Genomic DNA, 17,192 nt, shown 5'->3' on the forward strand with positions numbered 1-17,192 from the left:
CTTCGGTGCGGCTGCTGGCCAGGAACCTTATTTCCGGCAAATGGTCGTGGTCGGTCGACAGGTTTGCTGTTGAGATGGCCGCGATTGAGCGTTGGGGCATCTTCGACCGCAATGCCTACCTGAAAGCGTATCCCGACGTGGCGGAGAGCCAAGTCGATCCGATCCGGCATTACCTCGTGAACGGTGCAAGCGAAGGCCGTGATCCCTGCCCGTTCTTCAGCACGGCCTACTACTACGGTAGTAATCCGGATGTCCGCAAGGCCGGCGTCAATCCCCTCGTTCACTACTTCGAGCTTGGGTGGAAGGAAGGGCGGAACCCGAGCGCCGACTTCGATGGGGCGTGGTACGCGTCGAATCACCTTCCCTCTGCGGCAGGATCCATCAACCCGCTCTTGCACTACCTGACCGTTGGGCGTGCTCAAGGGCTGGAGATCCGGCCGGTGATGGATCTGGCAGGGGACACGATTCGCGAGTCCGGCGTGTTTGATCCCGATTACTACCTGGAGAGATACCCGGATATCGCGGAAAGCGGCGTCGATCCCGTGCGTCACTACCTGAAGTACGGGGCGAAGGAGGGCAGGAACCCCTGCGCATTCTTCGACACGAACTATTACCTGAAGAACAATCAGGACGTCGCGCGCAGGAAGATCAATCCATTGCTGCATTTTTGCCGCGTTGGCTGGAAAGAACTGCGAAACCCGCACCCGGACTTCGACGTGTGGTGGTACTGGTCGACGCATCTCGACCCGGCGCGGGACGACATCAACCCTCTTGCGCACTATCTTGCGGAGGGTCATGCGAACGTGTTGCAGACCCGGCCCGATCGCAACATTTCGCAGCTTACGGGAAGCGGCTGGCGTCACCAAGCAGGAGCGCCGCTGCGGCGCATCTGTCTGTTCGCTGGCTACGACCCGGACGGGATAGTCGACGACTATGTCGTGGACTACCTGCGCGAGCTTAGCCGGCATGCCGATATCCACTACTTCGCGGATTGCGACATGCAGCCGCAGGAGCTGGAAAAAATTGTCCCTTACGTCGCGAGCGCGTCCGCTGAGCGCCACGGGGAATACGATTTCGGCTCCTATTCGCGGCTCGCCAAGTCAGTTGGGTGGGATGCGATCGAGCGATATGACGAATTGATCCTGGCCAATGACAGTTGCTACCTGTTGCGTGGCCTGGACGACGTGTTCTCGAAAATGGATGCGAGGCCATGCGACTGGTGGGGTATGCAGGCTACCAAGGGAATGGCTTCCACGCGCAGGAACCCTCGCAACCGATTCCTGCAGCCGATTCCAATGGAGAGCGTTCGCCTATCGATGCTGGGGGGGTTCGAAAACGACTACCGCTATGATTTCCACATCGGCACGTACTTCGTCGCCTACCGCCCCCCCGTCATTCGCGACGCGCAGTTCCGGACCCTGCTCGAATCGGTCGTTGCGCAGGAAAACAAGCGGAACCTGATCCTGAAGTACGAGGTGGGGCTGACGAGATCGCTCGTCGCACGGGGGTTTGCGTTCGACACGTTCGTCGAGCACCTTTACCCGTTCCACCCCATTTATACGAACTGGTATTTCCGGCTGCTGGATGAAGGGTTTCCGTTTCTGAAACGCTATCTGTTGTCGGAGAACCACTACCGAGTACCGCGCCTGTTTTCTTGGCACGAACGAATCCTCCGTAAGCTTCCGCATGCGGACGTCGGAACAATACAGAAGAACTTGGATCGCGTTGTGGATCCCGCCAAGCTGCATGACAACCTGTATATCGGCGGCGTGCAGGCCGTTGATGACGCCGCCGTCCCGCGGAAGCTCCTCACCGACCAGGAATTCCTGGCGGCCGACCAGGCCAGTCCGAAGTACGGCCACTGGTGGGCCTTCCCGGTGTGCGCTTTCACGCGGGTGTTCTCCGGTAACGAGCGCGCCATCTTTGAGGAGGTGAAGGACGATGCGTCGATTCGCAAGATCGTGCTGACTCGGGGAATACACGTCGAAGTCGGCGGCACCAACGTCGAGGTGGTGTCACTGCGCAGCCCTCTCGGCCAGTACCTGCTCATGCGATGCGGCACGGCTTTCATCAAGCACAGCCCGACCCGCAACCTCGTCTACCCGTTGTCGGCGGACCTCCACAACCTCATCAATGTCTGGCATGGGATTCCTTTCAAGCGCATCGGTTACGCATCCCTTGACATGCAGCACAAGCGTCAGGCGATCGCCCGGGAGCACGCCAAATGCAGGGCGGTAATCAGCTCCTCGCAGGTCGACAGCATGGCGATGGCGTCCGCCTTCTACCCGTTGTCGTACAACGACGTCTGGCCCACCGGCTTGCCGCGCAACGATTTCATCCTGCGCAGCTTCGATCGGCTCCCTGAAGACTTCAGGGCCGAAGAGGGTAAGCTGCGCGAGTTGCTCGCGGGCCGGCGCCTGGTGCTGTTCATGCCGACATTCCGTAACGCGCAGGAAGAGGCTTACTACCGGTTCGCAGACGAGGAGATCGACTGGCTTGGCGAGTGGCTGGCACGCAACGATGCGGTGCTGGGTATGCGCGAGCACATGGCCGACAGCGCGCGTACCTACACGAGGATGCTGGAAAGGATCGACACGATTGACCTGTCGGATCAGAAGTTCCCCAACGTGGAGGTGCTGTACCGCTGTTCCTCCGCGTTGATCACCGATTATTCCAGTTGTTTCATCGACTATATGCTCACGGGAAAGCCGGCAGTGAGCTTTGCTTACGACTACGAAAGCTACGCCAACGTCGAGCGTGGTTCCTTCTACGACCTTGAGTTCGTCTTCCCTGGGCCGGTCTGTCGCACGTTCCACGGCCTCGGCACTGCGCTGGAAACGCTGTTCGAGCCGAGATCTGGAACCGAGCAGGTCCTGTTCGAATGGAAGCGTCGGCTGTTCTTCGACCAGGTTGACGATTGCAGCTCCGCCAGGCTCGTCGCCCGCGTGGGCGAACTGGTGGATTTTGACGATTTTGGCAACCGGCCGCTTGCGATGGGAGCGTGACGTGGGAACGGTGATCACCTATGGAACGTTCGACATCCTTCACGCCGGCCATATCAATCTCCTGAAGCGCGCGAGGATGCTTGGCGACAGGCTCGTGGTCGGGTTGTCGTCCGATGATTTCAACTTGGGGAAGCACAAGTCTTCACTGCTCAACTATGAGAACCGCAGGATCGTGCTGGAGTCGATCCGGTACGTGGACGAGGTGTTCCCGGAAGCCGATTGGGACCAGAAAATTGGGGACATTCAACGCTACGAGGCCGACGTCTTCGTAATGGGCGACGATTGGGCCGGCAAGTTCGACTTCCTGTCCGAATGGTGCCGGGTGGTGTATCTGCCGCGCACCGCGGATATTTCGACCACTGAGATCAAACAATCGCTGGGCGGAGATCGTTGATCCGACGGGTCGCCTTGTCCGTTGACAACACCAGAGCACGCGAGAGGGACGGCTATGCAACTCATCGTGTTGGGCATGCATCGATCGGGCACGTCCGTGCTGGCGCGAATGCTGAACCTAATGGGCGCGTTCTTTGGCTCGGAGGGGACGAGCACGGGAGCCAACAAGGAAAATCCGAAGGGATTCTGGGAGCGACGAGACGTTCGAATGTTGAACGACGACGTGCTGTTCTCGATCGGCTGCGACTGGAACCGGATCTCGGCCCTAGATCTATCCCGGATCTCGCCCGCCATGCAGCGGGACTTCGAAGCACGCGCCTTCCGCATCGTGCTCGACCTGGATGCCCATCGGCCGTGGTTGCTGAAAGAGCCCAGACTTTGCCTGTTATTACCGTTGTGGAAGCCCTGCCTGGAGTTGCCGGTCTGCATCCATATCGTCCGGGATCCGGTGGAGGTTGCCGCCAGCCTCCACACTCGCAATGACATCCCGCTGCCGGCGGGACTGGCGTTGTGGGAACAATACAATCGGCGCGCCCTGCGGGCTGCGGACGGTCTGCCGCTCATCACGGTGCAACACAGGCACTTGATGATGTCGCCCGACATCGCGGCGGAGGAACTGTTTGGCGCGCTGCGGGCAGCCGGGGTCGTAGGGCTACGCAAACCTACACCCCAGGAACTCGCCGCTTTCGTCAGGCAAGATCTCTACCGCGAGCGCGAGGCAAGTCTTCCCGATATCGGTGCGTCCCAGCGCCGCCTGTTCGAGCAGATCGTCACGGGTGAATGCCCCCGGACGATTCTGGAGGAACGTATCTCGACGAAGCAGGCGAAGGTCTTGCAGGCGTACGAATCGTCCTTGCCACCGTTCCCGAGAAGGCCTTCTGCGGAAGAGCAGCGGGAAACCACACGCAGGATCGAAACTGAAGCGATGGAACAATTGAAGGCTCAGCTCGAAGCCCGGAACCTCGAGAATGCAAAACTCAAGGGGGAATTCGGACTGCTGAAGGAATGGGCTGCCGCCGCCGATGCCGCGCGCGCCGACGCCTTGGATAGGCTGTCCCGAGAGAAGGACGAAAATGCCGTCTTGGCGGAGCAGTTCGCGGCGGCGCAACAGATGCTGTCGAGCGTCGAGCAGCTGTTGGAACGCACCCGCACGGATGCGGGTGCTGAGTCGCGCCGCTTGGAGGCGGTTGCAGCGCAGTCCAAGGCGGAACTCGAAAGCCTGGTCGAAGCATCGAACGCCCAAGAGTTGAGCCTTAGGTCTGAGCTGAATAGGGTGATCGCCGCAGCGGAGGAACAGCGGGCTACTGCGCTGTCCGAACAGGCTGAGCGCCATCGTTTGTCGCTCGATGCAGCAAGGCGGGAGCGGGAGGCCTTGCAGGGGCGCCTCGAGGGGGGGGCACGCGAGATCGCGATGCTCACGCGTCGACTGCTGCAGGCCGAAGAGACGGTGAGCAGGATGCAGCGGACGCATGACGAACTGAAGCGCAAGATTGGCCGACAGGGTGAGGAGCATGCAGCGGCCATTTCACGCAAGTCCATCGAAGCCAATGAACTGCTTGAACGCATCGACCAGGCACAGAAGCAGATCGGGTCATTGCAGGCGCGTGTGAAGCGCGCGGAGGCCGCGCATCGTCGTGTCTTAGCACAGCTCGCCGCATCGACCGTGTCGTCGGAGAAGCTCGCGATTCAGTGCGTCGAGGCGCGCCAAGCACTTGAAGCCCTGCAGTCGAGCCACAGCTGGCGCTGGTCAGCCCCCCTTCGGATCGTGTCCCGGCTGCTCCACGGGCGCGGACCACGACATTCGCTTCCCGTTGATGCCGAGGCGCCGAGACTGCTGCGTGCTTCCTCACTGTTCGATGCGGAATGGTATCTACGGCAGTATCCGGACGTTGCCGCCAGCAAAGTGGATCCGGTCGTGCACTATCTCGGCCACGGTGCGTCGGAGGGGCGGGATCCAGGTCCAGGCTTCAGCACCCGACTGTACCTTGCCCGCAACCCGGACGTCAGCACAGCTGGTATCAATCCCCTGCTGCACTATCTCCGCTATGGCGGGGCCGAAGGTCGATCAGGCGGCCTGCCGGAGAAAAGAGACGCATGAAAATGAATGTCGAGAAGATGGTGCTAGCGGCCAGGATGTCCGGTCTGTTCGACGCGCGTTGGTACGCCGAGCGCTATCCCGATGTCGATGCGATCGGAATGGACCCAGTCGAGCATTACTTCCGAATCGGCGCGGACCTGCAGCGTGATCCCTCCCCCCATTTCGACAGCGTGTTCTACCTGCGCAGCAACCCGGACGTCGCCCGAGCCGGCATGAATCCGTTCTTCCACTTCCTCCAGTACGGCAGGAAGGAAGGGCGCAAAGGTCTGCCTGGAGAGGAGGGCGTGGCGCGAGTGCCACCTCAGCCGCCGCACCAAGGTGTGGTCACGCGGGACATGCATGGGAAGTCGATCCGTTTGCGGCCGACACCGGTGTACCAGGCCTTGGGAAAGCCCCATGGCCCAGGCCCGGACGGCCCGTATCTGGTGCTCCACGGCAGCGATGCGGCTTTCGAGGGTAGGGTGCCGGATATCGGTGTGCACCTGCATGTTCATTACGTAGATCTGGTCGCAGAAATCGCCATCCACTTGGCGAATGTTCCATGCGCGTTTCAACTCTACGTGTCGGTGCACGCCGAAGAAGATGTCGACCCAGTGTCTTCAATCCTGTCCCATCGCGTGCCGCATGCGGCGTTTACTGTGCGCGTGACGCCCAACGTGGGTCGGGATATCGCGCCGTTCGTGGTCGAGTTCGGTGAGGCATTGAAGCGCCACGAACTGGTCGCGCATCTGCACACCAAGCGTAGCCCGCACAACGGAGCCAAGGTCGATTGGCGTAGCCAGCTACTTGGCGGGTTGCTCGGCAGCAAGGGTGGCGCGGGCGAGGTGTTGCGCCTGTTCCGCGACAACTCCCAGCTCGGCATGGTGTTCCCGGAGTACCACTGGTCGCTCAAGGGGCAGATTTCCTGGGGAACGAACTACGCGATCTGCGCTGAATTCGGGGATCGGCTTGGATTGCGCCTGGCAGAGGACGCCATGGTGCTGTTCCCGGCCGGTTCGATGTTCTGGGCCCGAGCTGACGCATTGGCGCCGCTATTCGAGGCGGGGCTCACCTACGCTGATTTTCCGGACGAAGAGGGGCAGGTGGACGGCACGCTCGCACACGCAATTGAGCGTCTGTTCGGCGAAGTGGTGGTGTCCACCGGGCGCAGCCTGCTGCAGGTCCGCGCGGACCGTCCGCACAACTTGCGGTCCTACTATCCGCACAAATGGCGCTATCCCATGGACAGGGCTTTGCGCGCGGGCCCCGAAGCCGCACGGTATCAGGCGCAACGTGCGCTGCGCACGAGTCGTGCACGGGTCGCAGTGTGCACCGCGCTGGCCGGAAAGTACGAATCGCTACTTCCACAATTGCGGCTGGACCCAGGCATCGACTACGTCGCCTTCTGCGATTCGCCGATCAACGACTGTGGCGTATGGGCAGTCCGACCAATGGACTATTGGAATCCCGATCCGGTTCGGATGGCGCGATACGTCAAGACGCATCCGCATAAGTACTTCCGCGACTACGACTACGTGGTCTGGGTTGATGCGAACGTCCTGATAGAGTGCGACCTGCAGAAGTACTGCGACATTCTCCGCAACTCGGAGGACGTGCCACTTGCCGGCATTCCACATCCAATGCGCGACACGATCGCAGCCGAAGCAGTGGAAGTCGTGGCGGCGAAGAAGGACGATGCTGAAGTCATTGATCGGCAGATGGCGCGCTATCGCGACGCCGGCTTCCCGGATGCGGGCGGTCTGATCGAAACGAATTTCATGATCACCGACCTCCGCCATCGGCAATCCGAGGCGATCATGCTGGGCTGGTGGAACGAGATCGAGGCCGGCAGTCGACGCGATCAGCTCAGCCTGAACTACGTGCTCTGGCGCCACGGGGCCGCTTGGGTTGCGCTGCTACAGGAGCGCAAGTCGCTACGCGATACCTACGACTTTGCCTATCTGGGTCACGGGCGCAACTCCGGGTATCCCGTGGACCTGCGTACTCATGCGCTGGGTGGTCGGCTCGTTGACCCCTACGCCGGTGCGCCGCGGACCGTCCGTGCTGCCGAGCGGCCGGCGATGGACATCGTCATCTGCATCCACGACGCCTTGGAAGATGTCACCCGCTGCGTAGAGTCCGTGCTTGCCGCGAAGCGCCCGGAGGACAACGTGCTGCTCGTCGACGATGCGTCGGGCCCTGAAACTGCGCACTTCATCGACGTCACGGCATCCCGTCACGGCGACATATCCGTTTTGCGTAATCCGGCGCCGGCGCGCGGGTACTGCAAGTCTGCGAATTCTGGCCTGCGGGCGACAACCGCGACTCTGGTGCTGTTGTTGAACAGCGATACCGTAGTTCCGGCCGGTGCGCTGGACAAGCTCGCCGCGGCGATGGCCACGCCTGGTGTCGGAATCGTTGGCCCAATGTCGAATGCGGCGAGCTTCCAGTCGGTGCCCGACGTGGAGGGCAGCGTGGGCCAGACCGCCATCAACAGTTTGCCTGGCGGGTATTCCGTCGAGGACATGGATCGCATCTGCGCCGCCTGGTCCGCCCCCGTATTGCCTAGCGTTCCACTTGTCCACGGCTTCTGCCAGTTGATCCACCGGGACGTCATCATTGCTACCGGTGGCTTCGACGAAGATGCATTTCCTCACGGATACGGTGAAGAGAACGACCTGTGTTTCCGCGCCGCAAATCTCGGCTTTGACCTGCGCATCGCGACAGACGCATTCGTGTTTCACCGCAAGTCGGCCAGCTACAGCGACGCCGAGCGGCGGACGCGGTTGATGCGGGAAGGTGCGGCGCAGCTCAAGCGGAAGCACTCCGAGGGCCGCGTAGCGCGCGCGGTCCATATCATGAAGGGACATGCCCTGCTCGAGCGCATGCGGACACAAGCGCGCGCACTGGTCACTGCGTTCGATGAATAAACAGTTTCTCGATGACAGGCACCTGCTGCGGCTTGCGGATGTCACCGCAGCTGACCTTGAGCGTAACCGCAGAGCGATCGCCGAAGGGCGCATCCACCCGAAGCAGGCGCACGTGGCGGTGTGGTTCATCCCCCCCGTCAGCCACGCGTTGAAGGGAGGTGTGCGCACGGTTTTCATGTTCGCGGAACAGTTCAGCCGAACTTACGACACGCTCAATCACTTCGTTGTCTACTCGCACAATGGCGTCAACCTCGATGCGGCACCCCTGGGCGCCTCCTTGGCCGAGAACTTCCCGGCACTTCGCTTCCTGGTGCGCGTGCATCGCCGCGGCAAGGACCGCATGGAAGATATACCGGCCTCCAACTTTGCGTTCTGCACGTTGTGGACCACAGCGTACTTGATGGCCAAATACCACCAGACCAGCGCCAAGTACTACTTGGTGCAGGACTACGAACCCAACTTCTACGCCGCCGGGACGGTATTTGGTGCGATTGAGCACACCTATCGCCTGGGATATTCCTGCATCGCCAACACGCCCGGCGTGGGCGATGCCTGTCGACGTTACACGCAGGACGTCGTGCACTTCCTTCCCGGTGTGGACACCGGGACGTTCCGGCCAAACCTGCTCAAGCAGGCGACCGGCGAGCCGAAGCACCTAGTCTTGTATGGGCGTCCAAGCAATTCGAGGAACTGTTTCGCGCTGATGGCCGAGATGATGGTCCATCTAAAGCAACGGATGGGCAAAGACATCCTGATCCAGTCGGTGGGTGAGGCTTGGCGCGAGGCTGACTATGGGCTCGAGGGCGTCGTGGAGAATTTGGGTCTACTAGGTAGCATGGCGGAGGTGGCCGACCTGTATCGCCGTGCTGACATGGGATTGGTGTTCATGATGACTCCCCATCCTTCTTATCAACCGTTTGAGTACATGGCATCCGGGTGCGTCGTAGCCACCAATGTCAACGACGCGAACGCCTGGTTACTCAATGACGACAACGCGCTGTTGCTGGAGCCGTTGGCAGACGTGGGAAGTGCCCGGATTGAGCAGGTATTGCGGGACGTTGGCGCTTGGGCGCGCCTTCGTGAAGGTGGCTTGCAGGCCATCGCCGGGCTTCGCTGGGAGGCGGCGTTCGACGTCGTCCGTAAGCGCGTAATGGAGTCGCCCGGACCGGGTGATAGCGTGTAGGCTTTGAAGCATGTTGAAGCGCGAGTAGGCCATCTGAATGGCCATCTACTGGAAGGCGACGGGGGACGATCAATGCAATGCAACGTCTGCGGAGCGACAGATTTTGTCGACATGCACACTCGAAAGAATGTCCGATGTGCGCAGTGTGGCTCGTTGGAGCGTACGCGCCTGATCTGGCTCTACTTGCAGGACATAGTGCTCCCCAAAAACGCCAAGGTTCTGCACTTTGCGCCAGAGAGAGGCTTGCACGATGCCTTTATGAAAATGGATGAGATCGGATCCTACGTTTGCGCGGACTTCGATCCAGCCCGCTACCGATTTGCAGATTGTGTGAAAATGGATCTGTGCAGCTTGGACGATCAGCCATCGCTTGAGTACGATCTCATCATCCATTCGCACGTACTGGAGCACGTCCCGTGCAATATTGCATATACGCTGTTCCATCTGCACCGGATGTTGAAGAATGACGGTGTTCATCTGTGCGTGATTCCCTTCATGAAAGGGGAGTATGACGAGTCTTTCCAGGACATCGGAAATGACGAGCGTACGCGCCGCTTCGGACAGTTCGACCACGTTAGGCGGTTTGGTGCCAATGACATCCCGTCGCACCTTGGCAAGTTGCTGAAATTGCCAGCGACTTTCGATGCGACGACGCGGTTTGCACCGGAAGTGTTGCTTGCGGCGAACATTCCGCCGGCGCATTGGAAGGGTTTCCATATCAGTACCGTGCTGCAACTCTCGCGCTCGGATATGACTCTCTTGCCCTAAGACTGGAATCCGACTTGCCCCTGCGGGTGCGGCGCTTTGCGCGTTGTTGCGACCCCGGCCGCGGGAAGGCTCGGCGACGGCGAGCCTTCAAGCTACTTATCCATCTATAACGCATTGATCGCCGGGGATGCGACTGGGTGTCTCGGTCGACCAAACACACTCCTACTGCTGGAGCCGAGATGAACGTTTTTCCGAGTGACACGTACCCTGTGCGTTGATGTGGGCTGACTCACTGTCGGTAGACCACGTCACCTCGGCAGTTCGAACCTACCCTCCCCAATCGCATGCCCGTTATCCGGCGCCGCAACGCGATGCTTGCGCAAAAGTGCCCAGAACTCGTTGCCATCTCGCTGCACATCGGCCGTTTCCTGAAGGTCCAGAGCGACGATGCCGGTCTGCACGATCCCCTTCCAGAGCTCCGAGAAAGTCGGATGACTAAACACTCCGCAATGGATGGTGGCGTGTTCTGATCCGGACGCCAGTGCGCGTTCGGCTTGGGCCAAGGCGGCTGGCAGCGTCATCGGGGCCTCCGCAATCCGCTCCGCAATCACTTCTGGCGTGCGCCAGAAATCGAGCCCAAGAAGGTTGCGCTTGAAATAGAGGAAATCGGCGACGGTGTAGAGATCCGGAGCGGTCGCTTTGAGATGGAAGTTGCGGATCAGATCAATGGCGGTCGTTTCGCGTCGAAGGTAGTCAAAGGTATAGCGCCGGTCAGGGATTGCTAGGAAAACGCACCCGCCTGGAGTAAGCAAGTTGGCCAGCTCCGATAGCCAAGCGAGTGGGTCCGGAATGTGCTCAAGGACATGCGCGGCGATGATCAAGTCGTAACGGTCATCGATACGGCTCGCAAAGTACTTGTCCTTGATCGCATGCTTGACACTAACCAACGCGTGCACCGGGCGACTGAGTCCGCCCTCCGCGGCGATCACCCGGAACTCGTCGTCTGAGTAGTAATCCATGTAGTCGACGTCTGCCTCGTGCGACTCGAACGTCGGCATGTCGAGGGCTCCAAGTTCGAGGACCTTCTTTCCTGCAAGTTCGAAACGCTGGAACAAGTAGCGGCGCCGTCGCCCGACCGCCAAGGGATAAGCTTTTTCCGTCTGTGGTGCTAGGGAGGTCTCGGGCATCCGGGTCTCCAGAATCGGGGCGTAGAATCGCCAGAATGACAGGCCAGATGTACATGTAAAGCTAATGGGAAGTTAAGGCGCCGGCGCTCGGGTCGATGTGTGAGGAAACGTTCGCGTATCCTGTCGCGCCAAGTTTGCCGTCATATGTCAACGTCTGTTCCCGCACAAGCAGATCCGATGCGAAAGACTGGTAATACATCCAAGACGAGCTACCGTGTGGAACACGCGAGAATGCAGGTACTTCCCGACGAGCCGCGGGCAACGCGGAGCCACTGCGCATCCCAGACACTCTCGGATTCAGACAAGTCGATGCTCCGGTTTTACGCGTTCGCGAAGGCCGGCCGTGACGGCTATCACAATCATTGGAGCTGGCGTCTCTGCAGAGGATGCCAGCACTGCGGTACTTGGCCTCATCGGAGGAATCGATGATGGTTGCTGTGGCCGCCGCGGTTAAGAATTCGGGCATCGTCTTGCGGATTTCCACGACGGCGAGCCGCAGTCTTGTTGAAGTGTCGTTTGCCGCCGCGGCGGATATGGAAATCGAGTGGCAACGCGGAGTGGCAGAGTGGAGGAGCCACGGTGAGCGTCCGTGCTTCGTCTCTCCCACTCCGGTGCTCCCGGAGGGGCTAAGCGCCGGCTGGTATGAGCTGCGCGGGGAGCTGGCTTCTGTAGATGGAACGCAAATGGTGCCGCATTTATTGGTGGGCTATGCGCGCGGCCATGATGGGGATGCACAGATCTCGTTGCCTCCACCGGATGCAGGTGGAAAAGTGCGCGCGCTGGTGCTTTTCAAGTTCGCCGTGACCAGCTTGCAATTCTGCCCAACCGTTGGGCCTGAGCGGTTCCGTATCCATGGAGTCAGCTTGCGGCGCATTTCACGGTTGCGTGCGCTGTGCTACATGTTGGGGTCGGGATTCGGAGATCGTGCCGCGCCTGCGATTTGGATCAGATATCTGGCCGACCTATGCGGAACAGGACTCTCTCCTGCAACAGACGCCCTGTATCGCGACTATCGCAGGCGCGTTTTGCGGGACCAGGCGGGGGGCTATGCAGGCTGGGTCGCGCGCCACGATACCCTGACCACCGAGCGAATGGAGAACTTGCGCAGGCGCGCGGAGCGCCTCGGCGCTGCCGCGCCCTTGGTCTCGATCCTGCTGCCGACCTACCAGACGCCGGAACGCTGGCTGCGGCGTTGCATCGAGAGTGTGCTGGCGCAAGCCTATCGACGCTGGCAGCTTTGCATCGCCGACGATGCATCGCCGGATCCGCGCGTCGTCGCGGTGGCACAGGAGTACGCCTCACGCGATCCGCGCATCCAGGTGCTGCGCCGGGACGCCAACGGCCACATCTCCGAGGCCTCCAACACCGCGCTGGCGATGGCGCGCGGCGATTTCGTTGCGCTGCTCGACCACGACGACGAACTGCGCCCGCACGCGCTGCTGGAACTGATCGAGGCGATCAGTGCCTATCCGGGTGTGCAACTGGCATATTCGGATGAGGACAAGCTCGACGCCGAGGGGCGCCGATATGATCCGTACTTCAAGCCCGACTTCGATCCCGACCTGCTACGTAGCCAGAACTACATCTGCCACTTCACCGCCATCCGCACGGATCTCGTGCGCGCGGTCGGTGGCTTCCGCAAGGGTTTCGAGGGTAGCCAGGACCACGACCTGATCCTGCGCTGCACCGAGCGCCTGCGGCCGGAGCAGGTTCGGCACGTGCCGAAGGTGCTCTACCACTGGCGCGCGATCCCGGGCTCGACGGCGCTCACGCGGGATGCCAAGGATTACGCGTCGTCAGCCGGGGCGCGCGCCGTGGACGAGCATCTCCAGCGCCGGCATCCGGGCGCCCGCGTGGAGGAGCTGTCGCACGGCCACTTCCGCGTGCACTGGCCGTTGCCGTCGCCGCCGCCCATGATCAGCCTTGTCGTGCCAACGCGAGACCGGGTCGAACTGCTGCGCACCTGCGTCGAGAGCATTCTGGGCAAGAGCACGTATCCCGCGTTCGAACTGGTAGTGGTCGACAACCAGTCGACGGATGCGAGCGCTCTCGACTACCTGAGGGAGCTCGAGCAACGCGAGCGCGTGCGCGTGCTGCGTTACGACGCGCCGTTCAACTATTCTGCGATCAATAACTGGGCGGTGCGGCAGTGCGGCGGCGACGTCATCGGACTCATCAACAACGACATCGAGGTGATCACGCCGGACTGGTTGGAGGAAATGGCCTCGCAGGCGATGCGGCTGGATGTAGGTGCGGTAGGCGCGATGCTGTACTACCCAGACGACACCATCCAGCACGCCGGCGTGGTGCTGGGCGTGCACGGCGTCGCCGCGCACCTGTACGCGGGCATGCCACGCGGTTTCCCCGGGCATGGCGGTCGCGCGCGCGTGGCGCAGTCGCTGTCTGCGGTGACCGGCGCATGCCTGCTGGTGCGGCGGGCCGTCTGGGATCAGGTCGGCGGTCTCGACGAATCGCTGCAGGTCGCCTTCAACGACATCGATTTCTGCCTGCGCCTGCGCGCCGCGGGCTACCGGAACATCTGGACGCCCTTTGCGGAGCTCTACCACCACGAGTCGGCTTCGCGCGGCAGCGAGGATACCGACGAGAAACGGCAGCGGTTCGCAGGCGAAGTCGAGCTGATGCAGGAGCGTTGGGGGGAGGAGTTGCCATGTGATCCGGCCTACAATCCCAACCTGTCGCTATCGAGCCTGACCTGCGAGCTCTCGAGCCCACCGCGAGGCCAGCATTTGGCGCTGTGAACCCGCTGGTGTCGGTGCACTGAGCCCTCTGGCGGTCGTGATTCCAGCGCCCTGGGGGGGCCGAAGGCAGGCTAGCTGGGTGGTCGCCAAGGACGCGGGCCGACGATAGACTGGCGCCTGTATCCGCATTGGCGCGCCTCAAGGACTCAATCCGCCTGCCTTGTGTCCAAAGGAGCGGACGCGGGGCAAGTATTCCATGGCGACGCGAGGGCTGATGATCCTGGCCGGCCTGTATTCGTGTCGGGAAGCCCCGGCGCCGCCCAAACTGGTTGCTCGGGGCTTGCGCCCACCGTGATTGACGTATCGAACCGGAGAAACCCTTAAATGAAGAAGCTGCCCGTCTCCCTGATCCTAGTCCTGCTGGTTTCGGCCTGCAGCAACGACACATCTCCCACACCATCAAACACCGCGACCGATGAAACAGTGGCGGCAGCGCAGGAGGCTCCGTCCTCCGCTCCCGAGAAGAGCGGGCCGCGCGCCGCGCCGGAGGGGGAGACGGGCGCCGAGCTGCTGGCCAGCCAAGGCGTGGTCATGGAGTTCCCGCATGAAATCGGCTACGACATCCTGGACACGAGCCGCAACGGCACGCCCAGGCATCGCGTGCTGGTGGAGGTGCTCGGCGGCGACTTCGCGAAGCAATCTGCCGACTTCGCCGCGGCCTTGGATAAAATTGGATATCGCAAGGCCAGCGAGTCAGTCGATGGCGAGCGCGTCGAGCAGGTGCAGGTGCAGGAGGGAAAGCCGACCTACTACTTGCTGATGCAGCCCGCCGGGTCAGGGCCCAAGCTGAAGAACCCCGACGCGGTCGGATCGATCCACATCATGTGGAACAAGCGATGAACCCTAGGGTTGCCGCACACCGCGCGACGGCGGTTGCTAGCGCATGACGATGATTCCGCTCAATTCGCTCGCCCGCCACGTGGAAGGCATGCAAGCAGCGATCAGCCGCGCGGCCGTGGAGGTGATTGCGAGCGGCCACTACGTACTGGGTCCGCGTGTGGTCGCCTTTGAACGTGACTTCGCGGCGTACTGCGGCGTGTCGCACTGCGTCGGCGTGGCAAACGGGACCGACGCGCTGGAGCTCGCGCTCAAGGCTGTCGGCGTCGCGCCCGGCGACACCGTTGCCGTCGCTGCGAACGCGGCGATGTACGGCACCTCGGCCGCGCTTGCGGCGGGCGCGCGAGTGGCCTTCGTCGACGTGGAGCCTTGCATCGGGACTCTGGATCCCTCTGGCTTGCGTCGCCTGCTTGAGTCGGAGCCTGCGCCCAAAGCGGTCATCGTCACTCATCTGTATGGACGACTGGCGCGGATGGACGAGATCCTGCGGCTGGCACGCGACGCCGGTGTCCGCGTCGTCGAGGACTGCGCACAGGCGCACGGTGCCCGGGCGGCGGATGGGCGCCGGGCCGGAGCGCTTGGCGATGTGGCCAGCTTCAGCTTCTATCCGACCAAGAACCTGGGCGCGCTGGGCGATGGCGGCGCCATCGTCACCGATGATGCCGGCATCGCCGCGCAGGCCTCGCGCCTGCGCCAGTACGGATGGACCGCCAAGTACACCAATACCGTGCCCGGCGGGCGAAATAGTCGGCTCGACGAGATCCAGGCGGCCATGCTCTCTGTAATGCTGCCGATGCTTGACGGCTGGAATGAGCGCCGGCGACTGACCGCGAATCGATACTCGCAAGAGATCCAAAATCCTCGGATCCAGGTGCCGCCGGTCGCCGGCGAGGATTATGTGGCCCATCTCTACGTCGTCTGCAGCCCGGAACGCGACGCATTGCGGACACACCTGACGGCCTGCGGCGTCCAGAGTGAACCTCACTATCCTGCAGCGGACCACCGCCAACCATGCCACGGCGGACGCTTTGCGGACATCGTGCTTCCGGTGACCGAGATGCAGTGCGAGCAGGTTCTGAGCCTGCCCTGTTTCCCGGAAATCACGGACGAGGAAGTGGAATCGGTGATAGACGCATGCAACCGCTTCTGAAACCGCGCTATTCGCTAGTCATTCCGGTCTACCGTAACGCGGAGTCCATCGCCGACCTGCTCGCCGCAGTCGATCGCCTGGGCAGGGAACTCGGAAGCCAGCTGGAAACCATCTTCGTAGTCGATGGCAGCCCGGACGCGAGCTATGCGTTGCTGCACGACGCCCTGCCGGGCGTTGTCTTCCCGTCAAAACTGGTCTCGCTGTCGAGAAACTTCGGGTCGTTCGCCGCGATCCGGGAAGGGCTGCGCCATGCGCGCGGGGAATACGTGGCAGTCATGGCGGCGGACCTGCAAGAACCGCCGGAACTGGTCGCCCGCTTCTTCGGCGTGCTCGGGCAGGGAGATGTGGACGTCGTGTTCGGCATCCGCGAGGCGCGCGATGACCCCTGGGCTTCGCGACTTGCCTCGGGCGTGTTCTGGGGGCTCTATCGCAGGTTCGTGCAGTCCGAAGTCCCCCCGGGCGGCGTGGACGTTTTCGCGGTAAACCGCGTCTTCCTGGAGCGGCTGGTGTCGTTCGAGGAGGCGAACGGCAGCCTGCTCGGCCTCTTGTTCTGGATGGGCGGGCGTCGCCGTTTCCTGCCCTACGTCCGCCAGCGCCGGCAGCATGGCAAGAGCGCTTGGACGTTTCGCAAAAAGTGGAACTATCTGCTCGACAGCGTGTTCGCGTTCACCGATGCGCCGATCAGGTTGCTCCTGCTCGCCGGCGTCGTGGGGTTGGGCATTTCCGCTGCGTTGGGGCTGACCGTGCTGGTGGCCAGGCTGGCGGACCTGGTTGTGGTCCCGGGTTACGCCGGCACGATGCTCGCAGTGCTGTTCTTTGGCGGGCTGAACGCGCTCGGTCTGGGGCTGGTGGGCAACTATGCCTGGCGCGCCTACGAAAACACCAAGCGGCGGCCCTTGAGCATCCCCATGCTGGTGGAGGATTTCCCGCCGCCCGCTACAGCTACCGAGCAGGATACGTGAG

Annotated in this window: 11 protein-coding genes; 10 read left to right on the forward strand and 1 reads right to left on the reverse strand. The window is 62.0% G+C overall.

Translation table 11 applies throughout. The features are described from left to right. The first annotated feature begins 5 nt into the window (after positions 1-5). The 6 genes from ACFOM9_RS00700 (at position 6) to ACFOM9_RS00725 (ending at position 10,356) form a co-directional block, all read left to right on the forward strand. Positions 6-3,005, forward strand: coding sequence for a CDP-glycerol glycerophosphotransferase family protein (locus ACFOM9_RS00700; RefSeq protein WP_386705289.1), 3,000 nt, complete (start codon positions 6-8; stop codon positions 3,003-3,005). 1 nt (position 3,006) lies between these two features. Continuing rightward, positions 3,007-3,399, forward strand: a complete 393-nt coding sequence (gene tagD, locus ACFOM9_RS00705) for a glycerol-3-phosphate cytidylyltransferase (RefSeq protein ID WP_386705290.1) — start codon at positions 3,007-3,009, stop codon at positions 3,397-3,399. Positions 3,400-3,453: 54 nt separating this feature from the next. After that, the gene (locus ACFOM9_RS00710) at positions 3,454-5,496 is read left to right on the forward strand and encodes a sulfotransferase (protein ID WP_386705292.1); all 2,043 of its coding nucleotides are present in this window, start codon (positions 3,454-3,456) and stop codon (positions 5,494-5,496) included. Continuing rightward, the gene (locus ACFOM9_RS00715) at positions 5,493-8,405 is read left to right on the forward strand and encodes a rhamnan synthesis F family protein (RefSeq protein WP_386705293.1); all 2,913 of its coding nucleotides are present in this window, start codon (positions 5,493-5,495) and stop codon (positions 8,403-8,405) included. Before ACFOM9_RS00710 ends, ACFOM9_RS00715 begins: the two co-directional genes overlap by 4 nt. Next, positions 8,398-9,588, forward strand: a complete 1,191-nt coding sequence (locus ACFOM9_RS00720; protein WP_386705294.1) for a rhamnosyltransferase WsaF family glycosyltransferase — start codon at positions 8,398-8,400, stop codon at positions 9,586-9,588. Before ACFOM9_RS00715 ends, ACFOM9_RS00720 begins: the two co-directional genes overlap by 8 nt. Before the next feature lie 111 nt (positions 9,589-9,699). Beyond that, positions 9,700-10,356 (forward strand): class I SAM-dependent methyltransferase, encoded by a 657-nt coding sequence (locus tag ACFOM9_RS00725; protein ID WP_386705295.1) that lies wholly within the window; start codon positions 9,700-9,702, stop codon positions 10,354-10,356. Positions 10,357-10,604: 248 nt separating this feature from the next. On the opposite strand, the gene ACFOM9_RS00730 is transcribed toward ACFOM9_RS00725, so the two are convergent. After that, complete coding sequence (locus ACFOM9_RS00730) at positions 10,605-11,483, reverse strand: class I SAM-dependent methyltransferase (RefSeq protein ID WP_386705296.1); 879 nt, start codon at positions 11,481-11,483, stop codon at positions 10,605-10,607. 428 nt (positions 11,484-11,911) lie between these two features. Between ACFOM9_RS00730 and ACFOM9_RS00735 the strand changes: the two genes are divergently transcribed. From ACFOM9_RS00735 to ACFOM9_RS00750, 4 genes are all read left to right on the forward strand, one after another. Continuing rightward, positions 11,912-14,242 (forward strand): glycosyltransferase family 2 protein, encoded by a 2,331-nt coding sequence (locus tag ACFOM9_RS00735; protein WP_386705297.1) that lies wholly within the window; start codon positions 11,912-11,914, stop codon positions 14,240-14,242. Positions 14,243-14,566: 324 nt separating this feature from the next. Further along, positions 14,567-15,082, forward strand: a complete 516-nt coding sequence (locus ACFOM9_RS00740) for a hypothetical protein (protein ID WP_386705298.1) — start codon at positions 14,567-14,569, stop codon at positions 15,080-15,082. A 43-nt stretch (positions 15,083-15,125) separates the two neighbouring features. Continuing rightward, on the forward strand, positions 15,126-16,229 hold the full coding sequence (locus tag ACFOM9_RS00745) for a DegT/DnrJ/EryC1/StrS family aminotransferase (protein ID WP_386705299.1): 1,104 nt from the start codon (positions 15,126-15,128) through the stop codon (positions 16,227-16,229). Continuing rightward, positions 16,214-17,191 carry a glycosyltransferase family 2 protein gene (locus tag ACFOM9_RS00750; protein WP_386705301.1) on the forward strand — a complete coding sequence of 326 codons (978 nt, stop codon included), beginning with the start codon at positions 16,214-16,216 and terminating at the stop codon, positions 17,189-17,191. The genes ACFOM9_RS00745 and ACFOM9_RS00750 overlap by 16 nt, the downstream gene beginning before the upstream one ends. Position 17,192: the final 1 nt, after the last annotated feature.

The organism is Luteimonas notoginsengisoli, from assembly GCF_042648885.1.
Classification (GTDB): domain Bacteria; phylum Pseudomonadota; class Gammaproteobacteria; order Xanthomonadales; family Xanthomonadaceae; genus Luteimonas; species Luteimonas notoginsengisoli.

What these genes read in the sequence shown, in the direction of transcription:
- ACFOM9_RS00710 (WP_386705292.1), top strand. Translation starts at nt 3,454, where the DNA reads ATGCAACTCATCGTGTTGGGCATGCATCGATCGGGCACGTCCGTGCTG.
- ACFOM9_RS00715 (WP_386705293.1), top strand. Translation starts at nt 5,493, where the DNA reads ATGAAAATGAATGTCGAGAAGATGGTGCTAGCGGCCAGGATGTCCGGT.
- ACFOM9_RS00720 (WP_386705294.1), top strand. Translation starts at nt 8,398, where the DNA reads ATGAATAAACAGTTTCTCGATGACAGGCACCTGCTGCGGCTTGCGGAT.
- ACFOM9_RS00725 (WP_386705295.1), top strand. Translation starts at nt 9,700, where the DNA reads ATGCACACTCGAAAGAATGTCCGATGTGCGCAGTGTGGCTCGTTGGAG.
- ACFOM9_RS00730 (WP_386705296.1), bottom strand. Translation starts at nt 11,483, where the DNA reads ATGCCCGAGACCTCCCTAGCACCACAGACGGAAAAAGCTTATCCCTTG.
- ACFOM9_RS00735 (WP_386705297.1), top strand. Translation starts at nt 11,912, where the DNA reads ATGGTTGCTGTGGCCGCCGCGGTTAAGAATTCGGGCATCGTCTTGCGG.
- ACFOM9_RS00740 (WP_386705298.1), top strand. Translation starts at nt 14,567, where the DNA reads ATGAAGAAGCTGCCCGTCTCCCTGATCCTAGTCCTGCTGGTTTCGGCC.
- ACFOM9_RS00745 (WP_386705299.1), top strand. Translation starts at nt 15,126, where the DNA reads ATGACGATGATTCCGCTCAATTCGCTCGCCCGCCACGTGGAAGGCATG.
- ACFOM9_RS00750 (WP_386705301.1), top strand. Translation starts at nt 16,214, where the DNA reads ATGCAACCGCTTCTGAAACCGCGCTATTCGCTAGTCATTCCGGTCTAC.